Genomic DNA, 18,136 nt, shown 5'->3' on the forward strand with positions numbered 1-18,136 from the left:
CGTGGTCCGGGTGCTGCTGGCCGACGACCAGCCGCTGATCCGGGCCGGCTTTCGGGCGCTGCTGGAGCTCACCGACGACATCGAGGTGGTCGGCGAGGCCGGCGACGGCGCCGAGGCGGTCGAGCTGGCCGGGCGGCTGCGGCCGGACGTCGCGCTGCTCGACGTCCGCATGCCGCGGCTCGACGGCATCCAGGCCACCAGGAAGATCGGCGCCTCCCCCGAGCTCGACGGCGTGCGCGTGGTGATCCTCACCAACTACGCGCTCGACGAGTACGTCTTCGCCGCGCTCAGGGCCGGCGCCAGCGGTTTCCTGCTGAAGGACATCGAGCCGGCCGACCTGCTGCAGTCGGTCAGGGTGGCCGCGCGCGGCGACGCGCTGCTGTCGCCGTCGGTGACCCGCCGCCTGATCGAGGAGTACGTCAGCACCCCGCCCCGCCCCGCCGCCGTCCCCGGCCTGGAACGCCTGACCGGCCGCGAACGCGAGATCGTCGCCCTGGTCGCCCGCGGCATGTCCAACGAGGAGATCGCCGCACACCTGGTGATCAGCGCGGCCACCGCCAAGACCCACGTGAGCAGGTCGATGGGGAAGCTGGGCGTGCGCGACAGGGCGCAGCTGGTGGTGTTCGCGTACGAGTCGGGCCTGGTGGTCCCGGGAGCGGCCGGCTAGAACGCCAGCAGGAACTCGTAGGCGTGCAGCAGGAAGACCAGCAGCCAGAGGGCGAGGGCCGCGGGCTGGCCACGGCCGGTTCCGTCAGCGATCACGTGCACAACGCCTTCCTCTACGGCGATGTCACTCCCAGTGTGCCCCCGAGTGCCCGGCCTCGTGCAAGGCTCCTGCGCAGACCGTGACCATGCCGGTAGCGACCGGCGCGACGATCGCCGCGCGGCTTACCCGTTGACGGGTTTGCCGAGGGCGCTGCCGGCCAGCCAGTCCTCCCACGGCTTGGCCCACGGCGTCGGGCCGTTGCCGAAGCGCAGCTTCCTGGAGGTGCCGGTGACCTCGATGATGTCGCCGCGCTGGGTGAACTCGTAGAACCAGCGGGCGTTTTCCGTGCTGGCGTTCACGCAGCCGTGGGTGACGTTGGTGCTGCCCTGCGAGGAGGTCGACCAGGGGGCGGCGTGGAAGAAGGTGCCGCTGTAGGTCATCCGGACGTTCCACTTGGTGGGGATGCGGTATTCGCCCGGCCTGCCGATCGTGGCCGAGTCCATGACCATCTTGGCCGCCTTCTCCTGGGCGATCATGATGCCGGAGTAGCTGTCGTCACCCGGCTTGCCCATGCTGACCGGGATGGTCTTGACGACCTCGCCGTTCTTCCTGACGACCGCCTTGTGGGTCTCGCCGCTGATCTTGGTGATGTGCTCGTCGCCGACGGTGAAGGTCATCTTGCGGTCCTTCGTGCCCCACAACCCGTCCCCGGCGCGTACGCCGGCCAGATGCGCGACGACCGTCACCTGCTGCCCCACCGGCCAGTACTCGCGCGGCCTGAACTGCACCTCACGGTCGCTCACCCAGCTCCACGCGCCTTCGACCGGCTTCGACATCCTCACTTCCAGCGAGCGTTCGACCCGGGCGCGGTCCTCCTGGACGGTCACCGGTTTCGACAGCAGGAGCTGGACGGGCATCCCGACACCGACCTTCTCGCCGTCGAGGGGCGCCATGCCGCTCTCCAGCACGCGCTCCGGCTTGAGCGTGGTGAACGTGGACCGCTGCGTGACCTGCTTGCCGTCCGTCCCGGTGGCCTGCGCGCTGACCGTGTACGTCGTGGAGGGCCGCAGCGCCCAGCGGGGCCGCCACGTCCCGTCGCCGGCCACGGAGCCCTTCACCTGACGGCCTTTGGCGTCGGCCACGGTGATCTTGGTGACCTGCCCGCCGCCGACCTTGACGGCGATCCCGGCGTCGGGGGCGACCTTCTCGGCGCCGTCGGCCGGCGTGATCGACACCTTGGCCACCGGGGACGGTTCCTGGGCCCCCGGGGCGGAGGAACCGCCGCCCGAAGAATTGCATCCCGTGGTCACGAACAGCGCCGCCGCGAGAACGCTCGCCAGCACGGCGCCGGTCCGGCCATTCCGCATCAATGCCTCCAGCGCCTGATATATGAGGAATAGGCCACTTTATACCTTTATATGGTGATCAGGCGGACTTCTGCCCGTAATGCGGGCGGCCATGCGGAAGGCGTGCCCCATCTGGACATCCGTACTCCCGCGAAGCCCGCGCACGGCGGCGGCGCGGGCGGATGATCTTGATCCGGCACCGGAGGCCCACAATCATGGGCCGGTGGATTACTACCTGATCTCCGCGAGGGCGGGCGACCGGTCGCCCGCGGGCCTCCTGGTGGAGGAATTCGTCCTCTGTGCGGACTACACGGCGGCGGGCATCGACGGGGCCGAGTGGAGACCGGAGAACAGGGCCTGGTCCTCCTCCGCGGAGCTGAGCCGTGCCATCCGCGCCGACAGAGCGCTGCGCGGCCGGGTCACGCCGGTGAGCAGGCAGGAGGCGTACGACGCCTTCGCCCGCCTCGGCGGCGGCCGGCTGCCGGAGGAGGCCGGGCTGCGCACCCTGTTCCAGGAGCGCCGGCCGCTGCCCACGTCGTCCCCGCTCAACCTGGGCGGCGGCTCCGGGGCGCGGCGCTACCGGATCCTGTTCGCCGGGGAGCTCGGCGCGGACGGCCTGGCCCGGGCGCGCAAGGCGCTGCGGCTGCAGCCGACCGGCGACCCCCGCGTGGTCGGCGCGGCCTCCGCCGACTCCGGCGGGCACGGCTTCACCTGGGAGCTGCGCCGCATCGGCGCCGGCATCGCCTGGTGCGTCGACGTCACCGCGCGGCTCGGCTCCGGCCCGGTCACCGCGCTCGGCGCCCTGTTGCACCACCACCGCCAGGCCATCCGGGACCAGGGCCTGATCCCCGTGACCATCGAACGCTTCGCCTGATCCCCGCCCTCCTGGCCGGGCGGACGTCACATTCGCCCGGCCTGTCCCGTCGTGGTTATGAGACGCAACCAAGGCGGAGGCGAGATGAAGATCGGCTCAATGGCCGCGGCCCTCGACGACCGGATCGGCGGGGCCGGATTCCTCAAGAAGGCGATGCGGAAGGTCTTCCCCGACCACTGGACCTTCCTGCTCGGAGAGATCGCGCTCTACTCCTTCGTGGTCGTCCTGCTCACCGGGGTCTTCCTGACGTTCTTCTACAAACCGTCGATGGCGGAGGTCGTCTACGACGGCTCGTACGTGCCGCTGCGCGACGTCGCGATGAGCCAGGCGTACGCGTCCACGCTGGAGATCACGTTCGAGGTGCGCGGCGGACTGCTCATGCGGCAGATGCACCACTGGGGCACGCTGGTCTTCCTCGCCGCGATCGTGGCGCACCTGCTGCGCAACTTCTTCACCGGGGCCTTCCGCCGGCCGCGCGAGCTCAACTGGCTGATCGGCGTGGCGCTGTTCGGGCTGGTGCTGCTCAACGGGCTGTTCGGCTACTCGTTGCCCGACGACCTGCTGTCGGGGGCCGGGCTGCGCATCCTGCACGGGGTGACGCTGTCGGTGCCGCTGGTGGGCACGTACGCGGCGGCGTTCCTGTTCGGCGGCGAGTTCCCCGGCGACGACATCATCGCCCGGCTCTACAGCCTGCACGTGCTGCTGATCCCCGCGCTGCTGCTCGTCCTCATCCCGCTGCACGCGATCGTGCTCACCTGGCGGCAGACGCACACGCAGTTCCGCGCCAAGGGGCTGAACGACCGGGTGGTGCGCGGGGCGCCGTTCTTCCCGTCGTTCCTGGCGAAGACGACGGTGTTCTTCCTGTGGGTGCTGGGTGTGATCGCGCTGCTGGCCACGTTCTTCCAGATCAACCCGGTCTGGCTGTACGGGCCGTACCTGCCGAGCACGGTCAGCGCCGGCTCCCAGCCCGACTGGTACATGGGCTTCCTGGAAGGCGCGCTGCGGATCATGCCGCCGTGGGAGTTCACCGTCCTCGGCCACACGGTGGCGATGAGCGTGCTCATTCCGGCGCTCGGCGCGCCCGGGCTGCTGTTCACCGGCCTGGCGCTCTACCCGTTCCTGGAGAAGTGGGTCACCGGCGACCGCGCCGTGCACCACCTGCTCGACCGGCCCCGCGAGGTGCCGACGCGGACGGGCCTCGGCGTCGCCGGGATGGCGTACTTCGGGGTGCTGTGGATGGCGGGCGGCAACGACCTGATCGCCTCGACGTTCCACATCTCGCTCAACGCGACGACCTGGATCTTCCGCGTCCTCATCGTCGTGGCGCCGGTGCTGGGCTTCGTCGTCACCCGGCGGATCTGCCTGGGACTGCTCGCGCGCGACCGGCACACCGCCGGGCACGGCGTGGAGACCGGCGTGATCGTACGCGGCCCCGACGGCGGGTTCACCGAGGTCGAGCGGCCCGCGACGGACGAGGAGACGGCGGTGCTGGTGCCGCCCGCCCGTCCCGCGCTGCCCCCGGCGCGGAACGGCGACATGCCGCGCCCGGTCAAGCATCGCGTCCGCGAGGCGCTGCACCGCTCCTGGAGCCGGTGACCGGCGTCAGGGGACGGTGACGGCGGGGACGGCGACCGGGCCCGCGAGCGGGTTCAGCACGTCGGCCTGCGAGTGTCCCGCCGGGAGGATCACGTCGATCCCCTGGGCGAACACCTGCCGGGGCAGCGCGATCGTGATCGTGTCGCGGGGCTGCAGCTCGGTGAACGTGCGGCCGTCGGTGACGGCGAGCTGCATGGTCTCGACGTTGGTGTTGTCGATCGTCGGCTCGTACACGTCGGACAGGACGCCGCCCGCGACCGTGTACCAGACCTTGGAGGCGCGGCCGGCGGACGTACCGACACAGTCCTTACGGGCGAGCCCGAAGTGCGACGCCGCGCCGAGGGCGCCCGGCGCGGGCTCCCGCTCTCAGGGCGAGCACGGCCCGCGGGACCAGCCGCATACCAGGCTCCCCTCCCGGCCCCGCTGTGGTCGAGACAAGACCAGCCCCGGGGCGCTGTCAAGGACTCGTCGGAAAAACGACGATCTCCCGCGAACCATGTGCGCGCACCGGTTGTCGAAGGCCATGGAACGGTTCCGGCCCGCCGCCGGAGCCGGCGGCATGCGGGACGCACCGGGGGGCGGTGCGTGAGGGGGATCGATGTACAGCGGCAGAAGTGCGCGCCGGCCTGCCCTGGCGGCCGCGCGACGGGGGATGACGGCACTCGCCACCGCGGCGCTGTCCACGTACCTGGCGGCGACCCCCGCCAACCCGCCCGAGTCGTCCCCGGCGGCCCACGCCGCCACGGCACCTGGGCCCCTCACGCCCGCAGCACCGACCGGGGCCGGCCGCACCCGCGCCAAGACCGCCACCACCACACAGACCCGAGCCACCACCGCATCTGCCGAGACCGCCCGCGACGCCCGGGCCACCGCACCCGCGCCACCCGGGGCGGCCACCAGCGCGCAGCCCCGCCCCGGCGGCGTCGGGCAGGCGGTGGCGGGCGCTGTGGGAGCCGGTCAACGGCTTGTGCGGCTCGACGGTCAGGACGACAGGCTGTTCGGGGCGTCCGGGCTCCTGTCGGCGGTGGTGCGGAAGGCGTGGGCCGAGGCGTCCAAGGCGATCCCCCTGGAGCCGGTGCTGGCCGGGGCCGGTGCGCCGCAGGCGGCGGAGCGGGTCGACTGCCGCAGGGTCAAGTGCGTGGCGCTGACCTTCGACGACGGCCCCGGCCCGTACACCGACGCCCTCCTGCACCACCTGAAGGCCCACCGGGCGCGGGCCACCTTCTTCGTCGTCGGCCGGAACGTCGCCGCGAACCCGGCACCCGTCCGCGAGGCGTACGCGGCCGGGCACGAGATCGGCAGCCACACCTGGTCGCACCCCGACCTGACGAAGATCACCGCCACGAGGATCCGGCTGGAACTGTCCCGTACCGACGAGGTGATCAAGGCGGCCATCGGGGTCACGCCGAAGCTGGTCCGGCCACCGTACGGGGCGGTCAACAGCGCCGTACGGCTGCAGACGACGCGGCCGATGGTGCTGTGGAGCGTCGACACCCTGGACTGGCGGCTGCGCGACAGCGCCAAGGTCGCCCGCCGAACGCTCGCGTCGGTGCGGCCGGGCAGCGTCATCCTGTTCCACGACATCCACGCGTCGACGGTGCGGGCGATGCCACGCATCCTGAAGAGCCTGTCGAAGCGCGGCTACCGCTTCGTCACGGTCACCCGGCTCTTCGACGGCAAGCCACCCGGCACCGTCCACGGCCTCGCCCTCACCGACCACCTCTGACCACCTCCGACCACCTCCGACCGCGGCCCTCACGGCCGGGCCGGCGGGTCAGCGGGTGGGGGCCCACACGCGGGCGCTCTGGTCGCGGCCGGCGCTGATGACGATCGGCCGGCCGTCCAGCAGGCCGGTCGACACCGACCAGACGGCGTCGGTGTGCCCCGTGTACGGCGCCCCCAGTTCCTTCCGCGTCCGCAGGTCCCACACGCGGGCCGTGGCGTCCTCGCTGCCCGTGACCGCCACGGGGACCCCGCCCAGGTTGGTGACCGCCACCGACCACACCCCGTTCGTGTGCCCGGCGAGCGGCGGGCCGAGCTCCTTCCGCGTGCGCAGGTCCCAGACGCGGGCGGTCATGTCCTCGCCGCCGGTGATCGCCACGGGGACGCCGTCCAGGTTGCCCAGCACGACCGAACGCACCCAGCCGCGATGCCCGGTCATCGGCCGGCCGATCTCCTCGCCGGTGGTCAGGTCCCACTCGCGTACGGTCCCGTCGTCGCCGGTCGTGACCGCGATGGCCGTACCGCCGACCTGGCCGGCCGCCACCGCCCACACGGCGCCGTCGTGGCCGGTGAGCGGCTCGCCGACCTGTTCGCCGGTACGCAGGTCCCAGACGCGCGCGGTGCCGTCGGCGGCGGCGGTGACGGCGACGTGCCGGCCGCCGATCCGGCCGGTCGCCACGGACTTGACGTCGCCGGTGTGGCCGGTGAGCGTGCGGGATCGTCCCGTACGCAGGTCCCACACACGGGCGGTGTCGTCGTCGCCGGCGGTGACGGCGATCGGCGCGCCGTCGAGCTGGTCGAGGACGACCGAGCGGATCCATTCCGTGTGGCCGATGAGCGGGGCGCCGATCTGCCGGGACGTGCGCAGGTTCCACAGCCGGGCGGTCTCGTCGTCCGACCCGGTCAGGGCCACGGGGACGCCGTCGAGCGTGCCCACCACCGCCGACCTGACGTCGTTGGTGTGCCCGACCAGGGGAGCGGCGAGATCCCCCTTGGCCGGCGCCGCGGTGGCCGGCGCTCCGGAGGCGACCGTGACGGACGTCCCGGTGGCCCGTACGGGCTCCGCCGCGCGGGGCCACACCGCCGTCACCACCGCGGCCGCCGCCACTACGGCCACCCCTCCCGCCACCAGCGCCCGGCGCGGCACCCTGCGCCGTCCCGGAGAAGACGTCTCCGAGCCCGGCCCCGTACGCTCAGCCCAGGCACGCGCCTCCGGCTCGACCCGCCGGGTCACAGCCCCGTCCGCCGCGGCGCCGGAAGCCGGCCCAGGACGTTCGCCGGACGCGGTAGGCCCGGCTTCCAGGTGGCCGGCGCCTTCGGGTGCGGCCGCCGGCTCACGATGGTGGGGCGTCGGTTCGGGGTGGGCGGTGGGGGCCGGTGCCAGGGGCGCAGACGCGGCCGGGTGGCTGGTCAGGGTGCGGACGAGGGTGTCGGCGGTGAGGCGGCGGTCCGGGTTCTTGTCCAGGCAGGCCGCCACCAGCGGCCGCAGCGGCTCGGGCACCCCCGACACGTCGGGCTCGTCGTAGAGGAGGGCGCGCAGCACCGCCGCGACCGAGTCGCCGGCGAACGGACGCCGTCCCGTCGCCGCGAACACCATCGTGGCGGCCCAGCCGAACACGTCCGCCGCCGGCCCGATCGGCCCCATGTCGAGCTGCTCGGGCGCCATGAAGCCGGGCGTGCCGAACGCCCCGCTCTGGGTGACGGCGTGGTCGAGCGCGTGGGAGATGCCGAAGTCGATGACGACGGGACCCTCGGGCCCGAGGATGACGTTGCCGGGCTTGAAGTCGCGGTGCACGACCCCCGCGCGGTGGATGGCGGCCAGCGCGGTCGCGGTCGCCACCGCGAGCCGCTCGAGACCGCCGCCGGTGCGCGGTCCCTGCGTGCGCACGACCCGGTCGAGGGAGTCACCGGGGACGTATTCGCTGACGATGTACGGGCGGTCGCCGTGCATTCCGGTGTCGAGCACGCGGGCGGTGCAGAAGGGCGCGACCCGGCGGGCCAGCTCGACCTGGCGGAAGAACCTGCGGCGCCCCTCGGGATCCTCCGACATGCGGGCGTTCAGCACCTTGATCGCCACTTCGCCGCCGGACGGGCTCAGCCCCAGGTAGACGGCCCCCTGGCCGCCCTCGCCGAGGAGCCCGGTGAGGCGGTGGCCGGCGACCTGACCGAGGTCGTCTCCCGAACGCGGACGAGACAATGCCCACCCTCCCCCATAAGCGGCAATTCGCGCACCGAATACTACGATTCAGCCCAATCTCCGGATGACGCGGGTGGTGGCATTAGCGGACTTAATCCGAAATTCACGGAAATGTTCATATAAAAGACACCAGCCATTCCGCGTACGGAAACTAGTCCAGGCACTACCTCACGAACGGGCGGCACCACCATGGAGACGCGCGCCCCGGCGCGCGAGCGTGGAAGCATGAAACTGATAGCGATCGGCGCGCTGCTCGGCGCGCTCACGACGGTGCCCTCGGCGTCGGCGGAGTCCGCCTGGGGCCCCTGCCAGGGCGCCGAACGGCCCAAGGACCTGCAGTGCTCGTCCGTCGAGGTGCCGGTGGACTGGGCGAAGCCGGACGGCCGGACGATAAAGATCCAGATCGCCCGGCTGCCCGCCACCGGCGCCACCATGGGGACGGTCTTCAGCATCCCGGGCGGACCCGGCGGTTCGGGCGTCGACGACCTCACCTACTACCGCGACAGCTTCACGAAACTGCGCGAACGGTTCGACGTGGTGAGCCTGGAACCGCGCAACGCCGGCACGTTCGGCCGGTTGCCGCAGGAGTGCTTCACCACCGGCCCGTGGCTGACCCGGCCGGACACGCGCGGCGAGTACGCCCGGCTCGGGGCGAAGATCCGGCAGCACGCCCAGGAGTGCCGGAAGGTGGATCCCGAGTTCTTCGACCATCTCGACTCGGCGTCCGTGGCCCGCGACATCGACGCGATCCGCGCCTCTCTCGGGGAGCAGCGGCTGAGTTTCATCGCCACCTCGTACGGCGGCGTCCCGGCGGTGGCGTACGCGCGTCTGTACCCGGAGCGGGTCAGGGCCTTGTACCTGGACGGCGCGGTCAACCAGTTGCGCGACGCGACGACCGACGCCCGGACGCGTTACCGCACGTACGAGGCGCAGTTCGACCGGTTCGCGCGGTGGTGCGGCACGTCGGGCGCGTGCGGCGCGGACGTGGCGGCTCGCTGGCGGAAGGTGGTGGCCGCCGCCGACCGGAAGCCGATCCCGATCAAGGGCGAGGACGGCGCGTACAGCGGGTTCGACCTGCAGGTGGCCGCGATGCCGCACCTGGTGAGCCCCGGGCCGGCGCCCGAGCATCCGCGCTGGCGGCAGCTCGCCCAGGCCATCGCGACGGCGGAGCGCGGTGACGCCTCCGGGTTCGCCGACTACGTCAAGGCCGGGACCGGCAGCCTCAAGCCGCCGTCGTACGTCGGCATGAACGCCACGATGTGCGCCGACGGGCTGCGCTTCGACGGGTATCGCGAGTACCGGGCCGTACGGGCGATGGGCGAGCGGGTCTCGCCGAACCTCGCCGGGATGGGGTTGTGGCATCGTCTCGGCTGCACCGCCTGGCCCGCCCCGGTCGCGAACCCGGCCGCGCCGCTGCCCGCCGGCCTGCCGCCGTTCCTCGGGGCCGGCACGTGGACCGACTACGACGACACGGCCGACATCGTACGGCGCGTGCCGGGGTCGGCGACGGTGCACTTCGACGGGCACGGCCACGGCCTGTACCTGACGGGCGACACCTGCACGATCGCCCACGCCGACGCGTACCTGACGGACCTGCGCCTCCCGCCGGCGAACACCACCTGCCACCCGACCCGGCCGAACTGACGCTCGACACCCACCAGGGCCGGGAACCGCGCGGAAGCGAGCGCGCCTCCCGGCCCAGGCCCATGCTCCGGGCCAGGCGGGTGGCGAGAGCCCGGGAGAACCCCCGCCACCGGCGCCCGGCCAGGTGCTCAGGCGAGCAGGGCCGCCAAGGCGGAGGCGGGTTCGGGGTGGGTGGTCAGGAGGGTGGTGACCTCCTGGGAGCCGGTTTCACCGGTGAGCGCGAGCCACTCGCCCGTGCATCCGAGCAGCCCCGCCACCGCGTCGCACGCCACAGGATGCCCCACCAGCAGCTCCGCCACCGGCCCGGCCGCCACCGGCGCGCCCCCGGTGACCGACCCGGCGGGCTTGGGGCGGGAGGCCCACGGCGGCACCCAGGCGTCCACGGCCGTCAGCGAGCCGGGGAACGTCCGCCCCGCCTCGCGGACGAGTGCCGGCATCAGCTCCCCCGCGCCGTCCCGCAGCGTGACGATCAGCTTGGGCAACCACGGCAGCAGTACGGAGTCGGGCAGCCGCGCGAACGCCTTGGAGATCACCTCCACCACGAACCCCGACAGCCCCGGGGCCGGCTCCACCGCGTGCACGAACCCGATGACGTACTGCGGGAACGCCGGGATCACCAGCGGGTTGCCCAGCAGCTCGTCGCAGCGCGCCCGCAGCTCGGCCAGCGGCAGCAGCCCGAGCTGGTGGCGGGCGGCCCACATCAGCGCCACCTTGGCCGGCGACTCCGGGTGGGACTGCCGCACCGCGAGCTCCAGCTGGGCCCGGTCGCAGCCGAGCGCCAGCGCGAGGCTCTCCATCGTGAACAGGAACCCCAGCATGGCCGCGACCTGCCGCACGCCGGTGTCGTCGTCGACGACGGCGGTCGGCAGGAGCGTGCAGTAGTGGGCGTAGCCGGCCGTCACGAACGCCTCGCACCAGGCCGGCAGCTCCGGCTCGCCCGCCCGGTAGTAGGCCAGCAGCCGCCGGATGCGGCGCAGCACCTCGGGCGCGTCGTCGACGCCGCGCTCGGACGCGAGCAGCTCGACCGCCCGCGCGCCCAGCTCGTCGGCGAAGCGGCGGCTGCCGAGGAACAGGATGGCGTCCTCGACCGCCGCCAGCGCGACGGCCGCGGTGGCCTTCGGGTCCCACACCGCGCGCCGCAGCCGCTGCTCCAGCACCTGCTCGACGGTGACGCCCTCGTAGCCGAGCTCGATGATGGCGCGCTGGTACTTGCCGAGGGCGACGTCCCAGCTCTCCTGGATCGAGCGTTCGCCGAGCCGGCGCTCGCCCATGATGGGCCGCACCGCGTCGGACGGCAGCAGGTAGCGCAGCTTCCACAGCAGGTCGGAGCAGGGCACCAGCTCGGGCTCGGCGTGCAGGTCGATCAGCGCCCGCTGGATCGTCCGTTTCTCCAGGTCGAGCCCGAGCGGGGCGAGCCGGTCGTAGACGTCTCTGGCCAGCGGCGGCATGGCGTCGTAGCCGACCTCGCCGAGCCGGTCGCCGCCGAGCAGGATCTCGCAGAGCCGCCGCACGTCGCGCCGCCCCGGCACGGAGTCCTTCTCGATGCAGGTGACCGCCGCGTCCTGGAAGTCGTACGGGGTGGGCCTGGCCCGGTTGCGCATGCCCGCCAGCAGGATCGAGGTCTCGTAGACCGCGATCGCGTCGGCGGTGCTGGCCAGGTAGCCGTTGCGGCGGGCCAGCCGGACGATGTCGACGCACCAGCCGAGCAGCTCGGCCTCGTCGAGCGCGTCGAGCGCGGGCGGCCTGGACAGGAACCCGCTCAACCGGTCGGTGAGCTCGCCCTGCGGCGCGGGCGCGGCCAGTTTGGCCACGCGTTTGCGCGCCCCCTTCTGCCCCGCCAGCCGGAACGGCGTCAGCCCGCCGCGGGTGAGCGCCTTGTCCCACGTCGCCGCCGCGATCGACACCGAGCCGGGCGCCAGCCCGAACTGCGCCTCGATGGCCGAGTGGCTGGACGGGATGAGGCCGTACAGCCAGGTGGTGCCGGTGCGCGGGCTGATCGCGTAGGGGGCGGTGGACCGGACGCCGAACTGCTCGACGCGGGTGGCGGCGTGGAAGGCGCCGCAGACGTACAGGCAGTCGGCGGGGTCGGCGCCGGAGGCGGCCAGGTGCTCGCGCATCCTGGTCCACATGTAGCGCTCGCGCTCCTCGTCGAGGGCCAGCCGGTCGTCGTGGTCAGGGCGGAGCCGGCGGAACAGGCTGCCGATCATCACCATGACCTGGCGGTAGGTGTCGTAGTCGGCGCCCGCGAGGGGTTGCTCGACGTACTGGTCCCACCACTCCGACCAGTGACGCACCTTGCCGTGGTGGAGGAGATGCTCCTCCAGCTCGGCGAAGCGGGGGCGCAGGTCGCCGATCTCGACGCCGACGGCGTCGCCGTGCAGGCCGGTCTCCTCGCCCTGCTTCGGCTTGGGCTCCTTCTCGCGCGTCCACTGGTAGACGTGGTCGGTCGAGCGGTCGACCAGCACCAGCTCGACGCCGGGGGTGTCGAGCGCGTACGCGATGGCCTGGTATTCGGCGGACGCCTCGGTGATGGGCGCCACCACGCTGAGCGGCGCCAGCTCCTTCGGAAAGCCTTCGAGGTCGGTCGCGAACGCCTGCACGGCCACCGGCAGCCGGCAGTTGCGCAGCTCGGTGAGCAGCGGCTGCAGGTCTTCGCACAGCTCCAGGTAGATGACCTTCGGCTGCTTCTCGCGCAGCCTGCGCACCATCGCCAGCGCCGAGGCCGGCGAGTGGTGGCAGACCGGGAAGATCTCCAGCTCCTCGCGCAGCGCCCGGTCGACGTCGTCGACGAGCCCCGACAGGATGCCGGAGACGGCGACGGGACCGCCCGCGAACTGCTCGGCCGCGTCGAGGAGTTGCTCGCGCAGCGTGCCGAACGGGCTCGTCTGGTCGATCATGACAGCGTGGAGATGGCCTCGCGGCCGCCCTCGAGGAACTCCGGCCACAGGCCGCCGTCCTTCTTGCTGCGCGGCTCGACCACGCCGTGCCAGTACTTGTTGAGGATGGCGAGGTCTTCGGGGCTGCGCCGGGCCAGCGAGCCCACCAGCGAGCCGGCCAGCGTCTGCGCGCGCAGCACGCGGTCGCCGAAGAAGTGGCTGTGCAGGATGGCGTCCTCCAGCACGCCGATCTGCTCGGCCGTGGACAGCGCCGACTCCAGCTTCTCGTCGTCGCTGGTGGCCGAGGCCGCCGCCGAACGCAGGTCGGCGAAGCTCTGCAGCAGGATGTCGAGCAGCGTGGGCGGCAGGTCCAGCTCGATGCGGTGCCGGCGCAGCAGCTCTTCGGTGCGGAACCGGACGATCTCCGCCTCGCTCTTCCGGTTCGTCACGACCGGGATGCGGACGAAGTTGAAGCGCCGCTTGAGAGCTGACGACAGGTCGTTGACGCCGCGGTCGCGGCTGTTGGCGGTGGCGATGATGGAGAAGCCGGGCTGGGCGAAGACGATGTTGTCGTCGTCGAGCTCGGGAATGGAGACGTACTTCTCCGACAGGATCGAGATGAGCGCGTCCTGCACGTCGCTGGTGGAGCGGGTGAGCTCCTCGAAGCGGCCGATCACGCCGTTCTCCATCGCCGTCATGATCGGCGAGGGGATCATCGACTCGCGGGACTGCCCCTTGGCGATGACCATGGAGACGTTCCACGAGTATTTGATGTGGTCTTCCGTGGTGCCGGCGGTGCCCTGCACGACGAGCGTGGAATTGCGGGAGATGGCCGCGGCCAGCAGCTCGGCCAGCCAGCTCTTGCCGGTGCCCGGGTCGCCGATCAGCAGCAGGCCCCGGTCGGAGGCCAGGGTCACGATGCTGCGCTCGACGAAGCTGCGGTCGCCGAACCACTTCTGCGCGATGTCGCGGTCGAGCCCGTCGGAACGTTCGGAGCCGAGGATGAACAACCGCACCATGCGGGGGCTGAGCCGCCACGAGAACGGCTTGGGGCCGTCGTCGATCGACTCGAGCCAGTCGAGCTCGTCGGCGTACTTGACCTCTGCGGGGGCTCGCAGCATGTCACTCATGTCGAGGGGTCTCCTAGCTAGGTGAGGAAGTTCTTGAGCTCGAAGACGAGCTTGCGGATGTGGCCCGAGATCACCGGGGTGCCGAGGGCCTTGAGTTTCTGGCGGAACCACGGGTCGACGCTCTGGGCTCCCGAGCTGTTGACCGAGCCGACGGGGATGAACTTCACCCCCGAGCGGTGCACCGCCTCGAAGTCACTGATCAGCGACCGGTTGTCGTAGAAGTCGGAGATCCACACCATCACGGTGTTACGCGGATCGGTGATCTTGGGCCGGGCCAGCGCCATCGCGGCCGTGCCGTCGGTGCCGCCGCCGAGCGTGGTGCGCAGCAGCACCTCGAACGGGTCGGACACCCACGGCGTCAGGTCGATCGCCCGGGTGTCGTAGGCGACCAGGTGCACGTCGACCTTGGGCAGGCCGGCGAAGATCGAGGCCAGGATGGTGCAGTTGACCATCGCGTCGACCATCGAGCCCGACTGGTCGACCACCACGATCAGGCGGGCCGGGGTGGTGCGGCGGGCCGTCTGCTTGTAGAAGAGCCGGTCGACGTAGAGGCGCTCGTCCTCCGGGCTCCAGTTGGGGAGGTTCTTCCAGATCGTGCGGTCGATGTCGAGGTTGCGGAACACCCGCTTCGGCGGCACCGACCGGTCGATGACGCCCACGCTGGTCTTCTCCACCTGGGTGCGCAGCACCTCGGCGACCTCGTCCACGAACCGGCGGATGAGCGCCTTGGCGTTGGCCAGTGCGACGCCCGACAGGTTGGACTTGTCGTGCAGGAGCTGCTCGATGAGCGACATGCTGGGCGTGAGCTGCCTGGCCAGGGCCGGGTCGGCGAGCACCTCGCGCAGGTGCATGCGCTTGACCAGGTCGCCCTCCAGGTTGGCGAGGACCTTCGCCAGCTCCTCGTCGCCCGGGCTGTAGCGCGACCCGCCGGGGCCGAGACCCCGCCCGGGGCCCGAGGCGCCGGGCGCGCCGTCCCGCCCGTGGCCCGCTCCGCCCTGCCCGTCGCCGGATTCGTCGCTCTCGCCCTCGCCCTCGCCCTGGCCCAGGCCTCTGCCCCTGCCGCGGCCCTGGCGCAGGCCGCCGGGCTCGCAGCCCATGCCGCGTTCGAACCAGGCGGCGTCCTTCTTCCAGCTCTCCAGCTGGCCGGCGGTCACGTTGCCGGAACCCGTCGCGAACACGTTGAGCAGCAGCTTGGAGACGAGGGCCGCGCGGCGTACCTCGCCGCCGTTCTCGTGCTCGCCCTCCGCCATGAGCCCCTCGAACTCGGGGCCCAGCTCGGGGAAGCGCTGCACCAGGTTGTCGACCGACACCTTGGGGTCGAGCAGCGCGGGCGGCAGGCCGAGCTCGCCGACGATGCCGACGGAGGCGTTCTCCAGCGCGGGCTGCTCGTCGGTGCCGAACAGGCGCGACAGCAGCCGCCAGTAGAGCACCTGACGCTTGCTCTCCTCCGCCCTCTGCACGCCCTGCGGGTCGTCGGTCGTCTCGCTCTGTGAGGTCCCGGTCATTTGCGCAGCAGCCGTCCTGCGCGTTCCCGCAGCACGGCGACGACGTCGCCGGCTCTGGCCTCGGCCTTGACCGCCTTGGGGTCGGTGGGGCCGAGCGCCCAGTCTCCGGTGTGCACGGCGACCGGTTTCTTCTTGACCGTCGCCTGCACGCCGAGCGGCTGCACGGACCACTGCCCGGCGTCCCAGCGCAACAGCCCGACGCACGCCGTGGAGGCGGCCACCAGCTCGGGGGTGAGCGGCCCGCAGGACGGCAGCCGGTCGAGGTCGACGCGGACGGTGTTGCCGCCCAAGGCGAGCGTCTGGCCGTCGACCGTGTAGCCCTCCAGCAGGACGGGCTCGGCGATGCGCACCGGATGGCGGTCGAGCGGCGTCACCGGCGTCGCGGTGGCGGCGGCGAGCTGGACCCGCGCGATGGCGAACGGGTCGGCCTCCTCCGCCGCGCTCGCCCGGTCGTCGTGCCAGACGAGGTCGCCGCCGGGCAGCATCGGCATGCCGGTGATCTCGACGGCGAGGTGGCCGGCCAGCGCCCCCATCAGGACGGGACGGTCGCTCAGCAGCCGCCACACGGTGGGCCCGGCGATGGTGTCGACCTTGGCGGCGGCCACGCTCGTACGGACGAGCAAGGACGGGGCGCCGCCGGCGGGCTCGAGGATGCCGTGGACCTGCACGCGCACGGCGGTGGCGTGCTCGTGGACGTCGGCGCCCAGGATGAGCAGCCGCCCCGACACCGGCTCGGCGCCGGCCTGCCATGACCCCTTGTGGGAGAGCAGCATGGCGCGGGCCCACAGGTCGGCCCAGCGGCGGACCGGCAGTCGCTCCATCGTGGCGACCGGGCTGCAGGCGCGCAGCTCGGCGGCGAACCCGTCGAGCAGCACCGCCAGACCGCGCAGCTCGGGCACCGCCAGCAGCGCCTCGATCGACTGGTCGGCCGAGGAGACCAGATCGTGGTCGACGCCGCGCCAGCCCACGATGGCCAGCTCCCGCAGCCACCCGCGGCACCCGGCCAGCAGGTTGCCCGCCGGCCCGGCCGGCTCGCCCGCGGCGGCGTGCCACGGCGCACGGGTGCGGCTCAGGGCGGTGTCGAGGCGGGCGAGAAGGGCGTCGTGCACCGCGCCCAGCAGCGCGGCGCGCCCGCCGGCCAGGGCCGCCAGGTGCTCGTCGCCCGCCGAGCCCGTGGTCGCCTTCTCCACGGCCTCGCCCACGCGCGGCCCCAGAGGAGTGTCGGCGAGCGCGCCCGCCAGGGCGGCCAGCGCCGCGGCCGGCTCCTCGCCGACACGGGCGAACCCGTGCGCGAGCGCCTCGTCGAACCCCTTCACCAGGTCGAGCGCCTCGCCGGCCCCCGCCGGCCCGTCGGCGAGTAACCCGCCGAGTTGTACGTCGAGCATCAGCGCGCCGCCCCCGTCGCCGGGAACCAGTGGAGCTCGGGCAGCGGGTCGGCGCTGCCGGGCACCTCCAGGTAGGCCAGGTGGCGCAGGAACCGGCTGAACACGACGGCCGCCGGGGTGCGCCCGACGCTCCCCCTGACGTGTGCCATCAGGTCATCGCCCGCGGGCACCTCCACCCGCAGGTAGCGGGCGACCCGGTCGAGGCCGTACTGCACGACCGCCTCGTCGGCCAGCGCCTGGATGTGCTTGCACGCCGAGCCGTAAAAGCCGCCGCACGGCCGGTTGTTGTTGGTGCTGCAGCTCAACGCGTGGGTGCCCGCGGTGATCGACGAGACGTAGACCCGCTCGATGTCGGATCCGCTCGACACGACCCCCTGCAGCCGGCCGTCGGCGAGCTCGACGAAGGGCACCTTCGCCAGCTTGCGCGGCCGTACGGGCGGCACCAGCCGCACCATGCTGCGCTGCTCCCACGCGGTTTCGTCCGCGTCCACGACCTCAGAACCTCCCGTCCCAGCCGCGTCTTGAGCGCAGACGGGACTGCCCGCGCCTTCGCGAACGGCTGATCATGATCCGGGAACCTACCTGAGGCCGCCGACAAAATCCGATCAACGACGGGAGCCGTACATGCGGACGATCCGCCCGCCCCCTGCGTGCGCCGCCTCGACCACGTCAACGTCCTGGTCGCCGAGGCCGCGACGGGCGGCGCCGCCGCCCGTCACCCCGCCCGTCACCCCGGTTTGACGTCGGCCACCGCCCACGTGGGCTGCTCGCCGGGCGCCAGCTCGGCGAAGCCGGGCAGATCGCGCAGCGCCTCCTCGGCCCCGCCCGGCGTGTACGTGGCGATGATCCGCAGCGGCCGCCACCCGGTGTTGAACGTCGAGTGCATGGTCCCCATCGGGATCCAGATCGCGTCGCCTGCCCTGACCGCGAACTCGGGCCCGTCGCCGACCGTCTGCCGCCCCTCGCCCTCGATGACGTAGAGGACCTCGTCGGAGTGCGGATGCTGGTGGCGGTCGTGGCCCCTGTTCGGGTTGATCACCACCTCGCCGAACGTGGACGACGCCCCCGGCACGCTGGACGGCGACACATGCCACTTGATCGAGCCCCAGTCGAAGACCATCGTCGGCACGGAGTCCGGTGGGCGATGCATGGCGG

Annotated in this window: 13 protein-coding genes and 1 pseudogene; 5 read left to right on the forward strand and 9 right to left on the reverse strand. The window is 72.5% G+C overall.

All coding sequences use genetic code 11. The annotated features are described in order from the left end of the window. Position 1 precedes the first annotated feature (1 nt). Positions 2-667 (forward strand): response regulator, encoded by a 666-nt coding sequence (locus tag ACIBP6_RS21100; RefSeq protein ID WP_132621869.1) that lies wholly within the window; start codon positions 2-4, stop codon positions 665-667. Positions 668-888: 221 nt separating this feature from the next. Here the strand turns inward: ACIBP6_RS21100 and ACIBP6_RS21105 are convergent, their stop codons facing one another. Next, positions 889-2,073 (reverse strand): L,D-transpeptidase, encoded by a 1,185-nt coding sequence (locus tag ACIBP6_RS21105; protein ID WP_397054501.1) that lies wholly within the window; start codon positions 2,071-2,073, stop codon positions 889-891. A gap of 202 nt (positions 2,074-2,275) precedes the next feature. On the opposite strand from ACIBP6_RS21105, the gene ACIBP6_RS21110 reads away from it, so the two are divergent. Then, positions 2,276-2,926 carry a hypothetical protein gene (locus ACIBP6_RS21110; protein ID WP_397054503.1) on the forward strand — a complete coding sequence of 217 codons (651 nt, stop codon included), beginning with the start codon at positions 2,276-2,278 and terminating at the stop codon, positions 2,924-2,926. An 84-nt stretch (positions 2,927-3,010) separates the two neighbouring features. Further along, a complete protein-coding gene (gene qcrB, locus ACIBP6_RS21115) occupies positions 3,011-4,522 on the forward strand; it encodes a cytochrome bc1 complex cytochrome b subunit (RefSeq protein ID WP_397054505.1) in 1,512 nt (503 codons plus the stop codon). Between the two features lie 6 nt (positions 4,523-4,528). On the opposite strand, the pseudogene ACIBP6_RS21120 reads toward qcrB, so the two are convergent. After that, positions 4,529-4,864, reverse strand: a pseudogene (locus ACIBP6_RS21120) (hypothetical protein); the annotation flags it as partial. Between the two features lie 310 nt (positions 4,865-5,174). On the opposite strand from ACIBP6_RS21120, the gene ACIBP6_RS21125 reads away from it, so the two are divergent. Further along, positions 5,175-6,248: a polysaccharide deacetylase family protein gene (locus tag ACIBP6_RS21125; RefSeq protein ID WP_397054507.1), complete on the forward strand. Its 1,074-nt coding sequence runs from the start codon at positions 5,175-5,177 to the stop codon at positions 6,246-6,248. Positions 6,249-6,296: 48 nt separating this feature from the next. Here the strand turns inward: ACIBP6_RS21125 and ACIBP6_RS21130 are convergent, their stop codons facing one another. Next, positions 6,297-8,441, reverse strand: a complete 2,145-nt coding sequence (locus tag ACIBP6_RS21130; protein ID WP_397054509.1) for a serine/threonine-protein kinase — start codon at positions 8,439-8,441, stop codon at positions 6,297-6,299. Positions 8,442-8,666: 225 nt separating this feature from the next. Between ACIBP6_RS21130 and ACIBP6_RS21135 the strand changes: the two genes are divergently transcribed. Beyond that, a complete protein-coding gene (locus ACIBP6_RS21135; RefSeq protein ID WP_397054511.1) occupies positions 8,667-10,085 on the forward strand; it encodes an alpha/beta fold hydrolase in 1,419 nt (472 codons plus the stop codon). 128 nt (positions 10,086-10,213) lie between these two features. On the opposite strand, the gene ACIBP6_RS21140 is transcribed toward ACIBP6_RS21135, so the two are convergent. The 6 genes from ACIBP6_RS21140 to ACIBP6_RS21165 all read right to left on the reverse strand — a co-directional run bounded on the left by ACIBP6_RS21140 (position 10,214) and on the right by ACIBP6_RS21165 (position 18,131). Continuing rightward, complete coding sequence (locus ACIBP6_RS21140; RefSeq protein WP_397054513.1) at positions 10,214-12,982, reverse strand: DUF5682 family protein; 2,769 nt, start codon at positions 12,980-12,982, stop codon at positions 10,214-10,216. Further along, entirely contained in the window at positions 12,979-14,091 is a 1,113-nt protein-coding gene (locus ACIBP6_RS21145; protein WP_132619999.1) for an ATP-binding protein, read from the reverse strand. Before ACIBP6_RS21145 ends, ACIBP6_RS21140 begins: the two co-directional genes overlap by 4 nt. A 17-nt stretch (positions 14,092-14,108) precedes the next feature. Further along, the gene (locus tag ACIBP6_RS21150) at positions 14,109-15,596 is read right to left on the reverse strand and encodes a VWA domain-containing protein (RefSeq protein ID WP_397054515.1); all 1,488 of its coding nucleotides are present in this window, start codon (positions 15,594-15,596) and stop codon (positions 14,109-14,111) included. Next, complete coding sequence (locus ACIBP6_RS21155; protein ID WP_397054517.1) at positions 15,593-16,981, reverse strand: hypothetical protein; 1,389 nt, start codon at positions 16,979-16,981, stop codon at positions 15,593-15,595. The genes ACIBP6_RS21150 and ACIBP6_RS21155 overlap by 4 nt, the downstream gene beginning before the upstream one ends. Further along, positions 16,981-17,472 (reverse strand): hypothetical protein, encoded by a 492-nt coding sequence (locus tag ACIBP6_RS21160; protein ID WP_397054519.1) that lies wholly within the window; start codon positions 17,470-17,472, stop codon positions 16,981-16,983. Before ACIBP6_RS21160 ends, ACIBP6_RS21155 begins: the two co-directional genes overlap by 1 nt. A 236-nt stretch (positions 17,473-17,708) precedes the next feature. After that, positions 17,709-18,131, reverse strand: a complete 423-nt coding sequence (locus ACIBP6_RS21165; protein ID WP_132620005.1) for a cupin domain-containing protein — start codon at positions 18,129-18,131, stop codon at positions 17,709-17,711. Between the last annotated feature and the right edge of the window lie 5 nt (positions 18,132-18,136).

Source organism: Nonomuraea terrae (assembly GCF_044465245.1).
Lineage (GTDB): Bacteria > Actinomycetota > Actinomycetes > Streptosporangiales > Streptosporangiaceae > Nonomuraea > Nonomuraea terrae.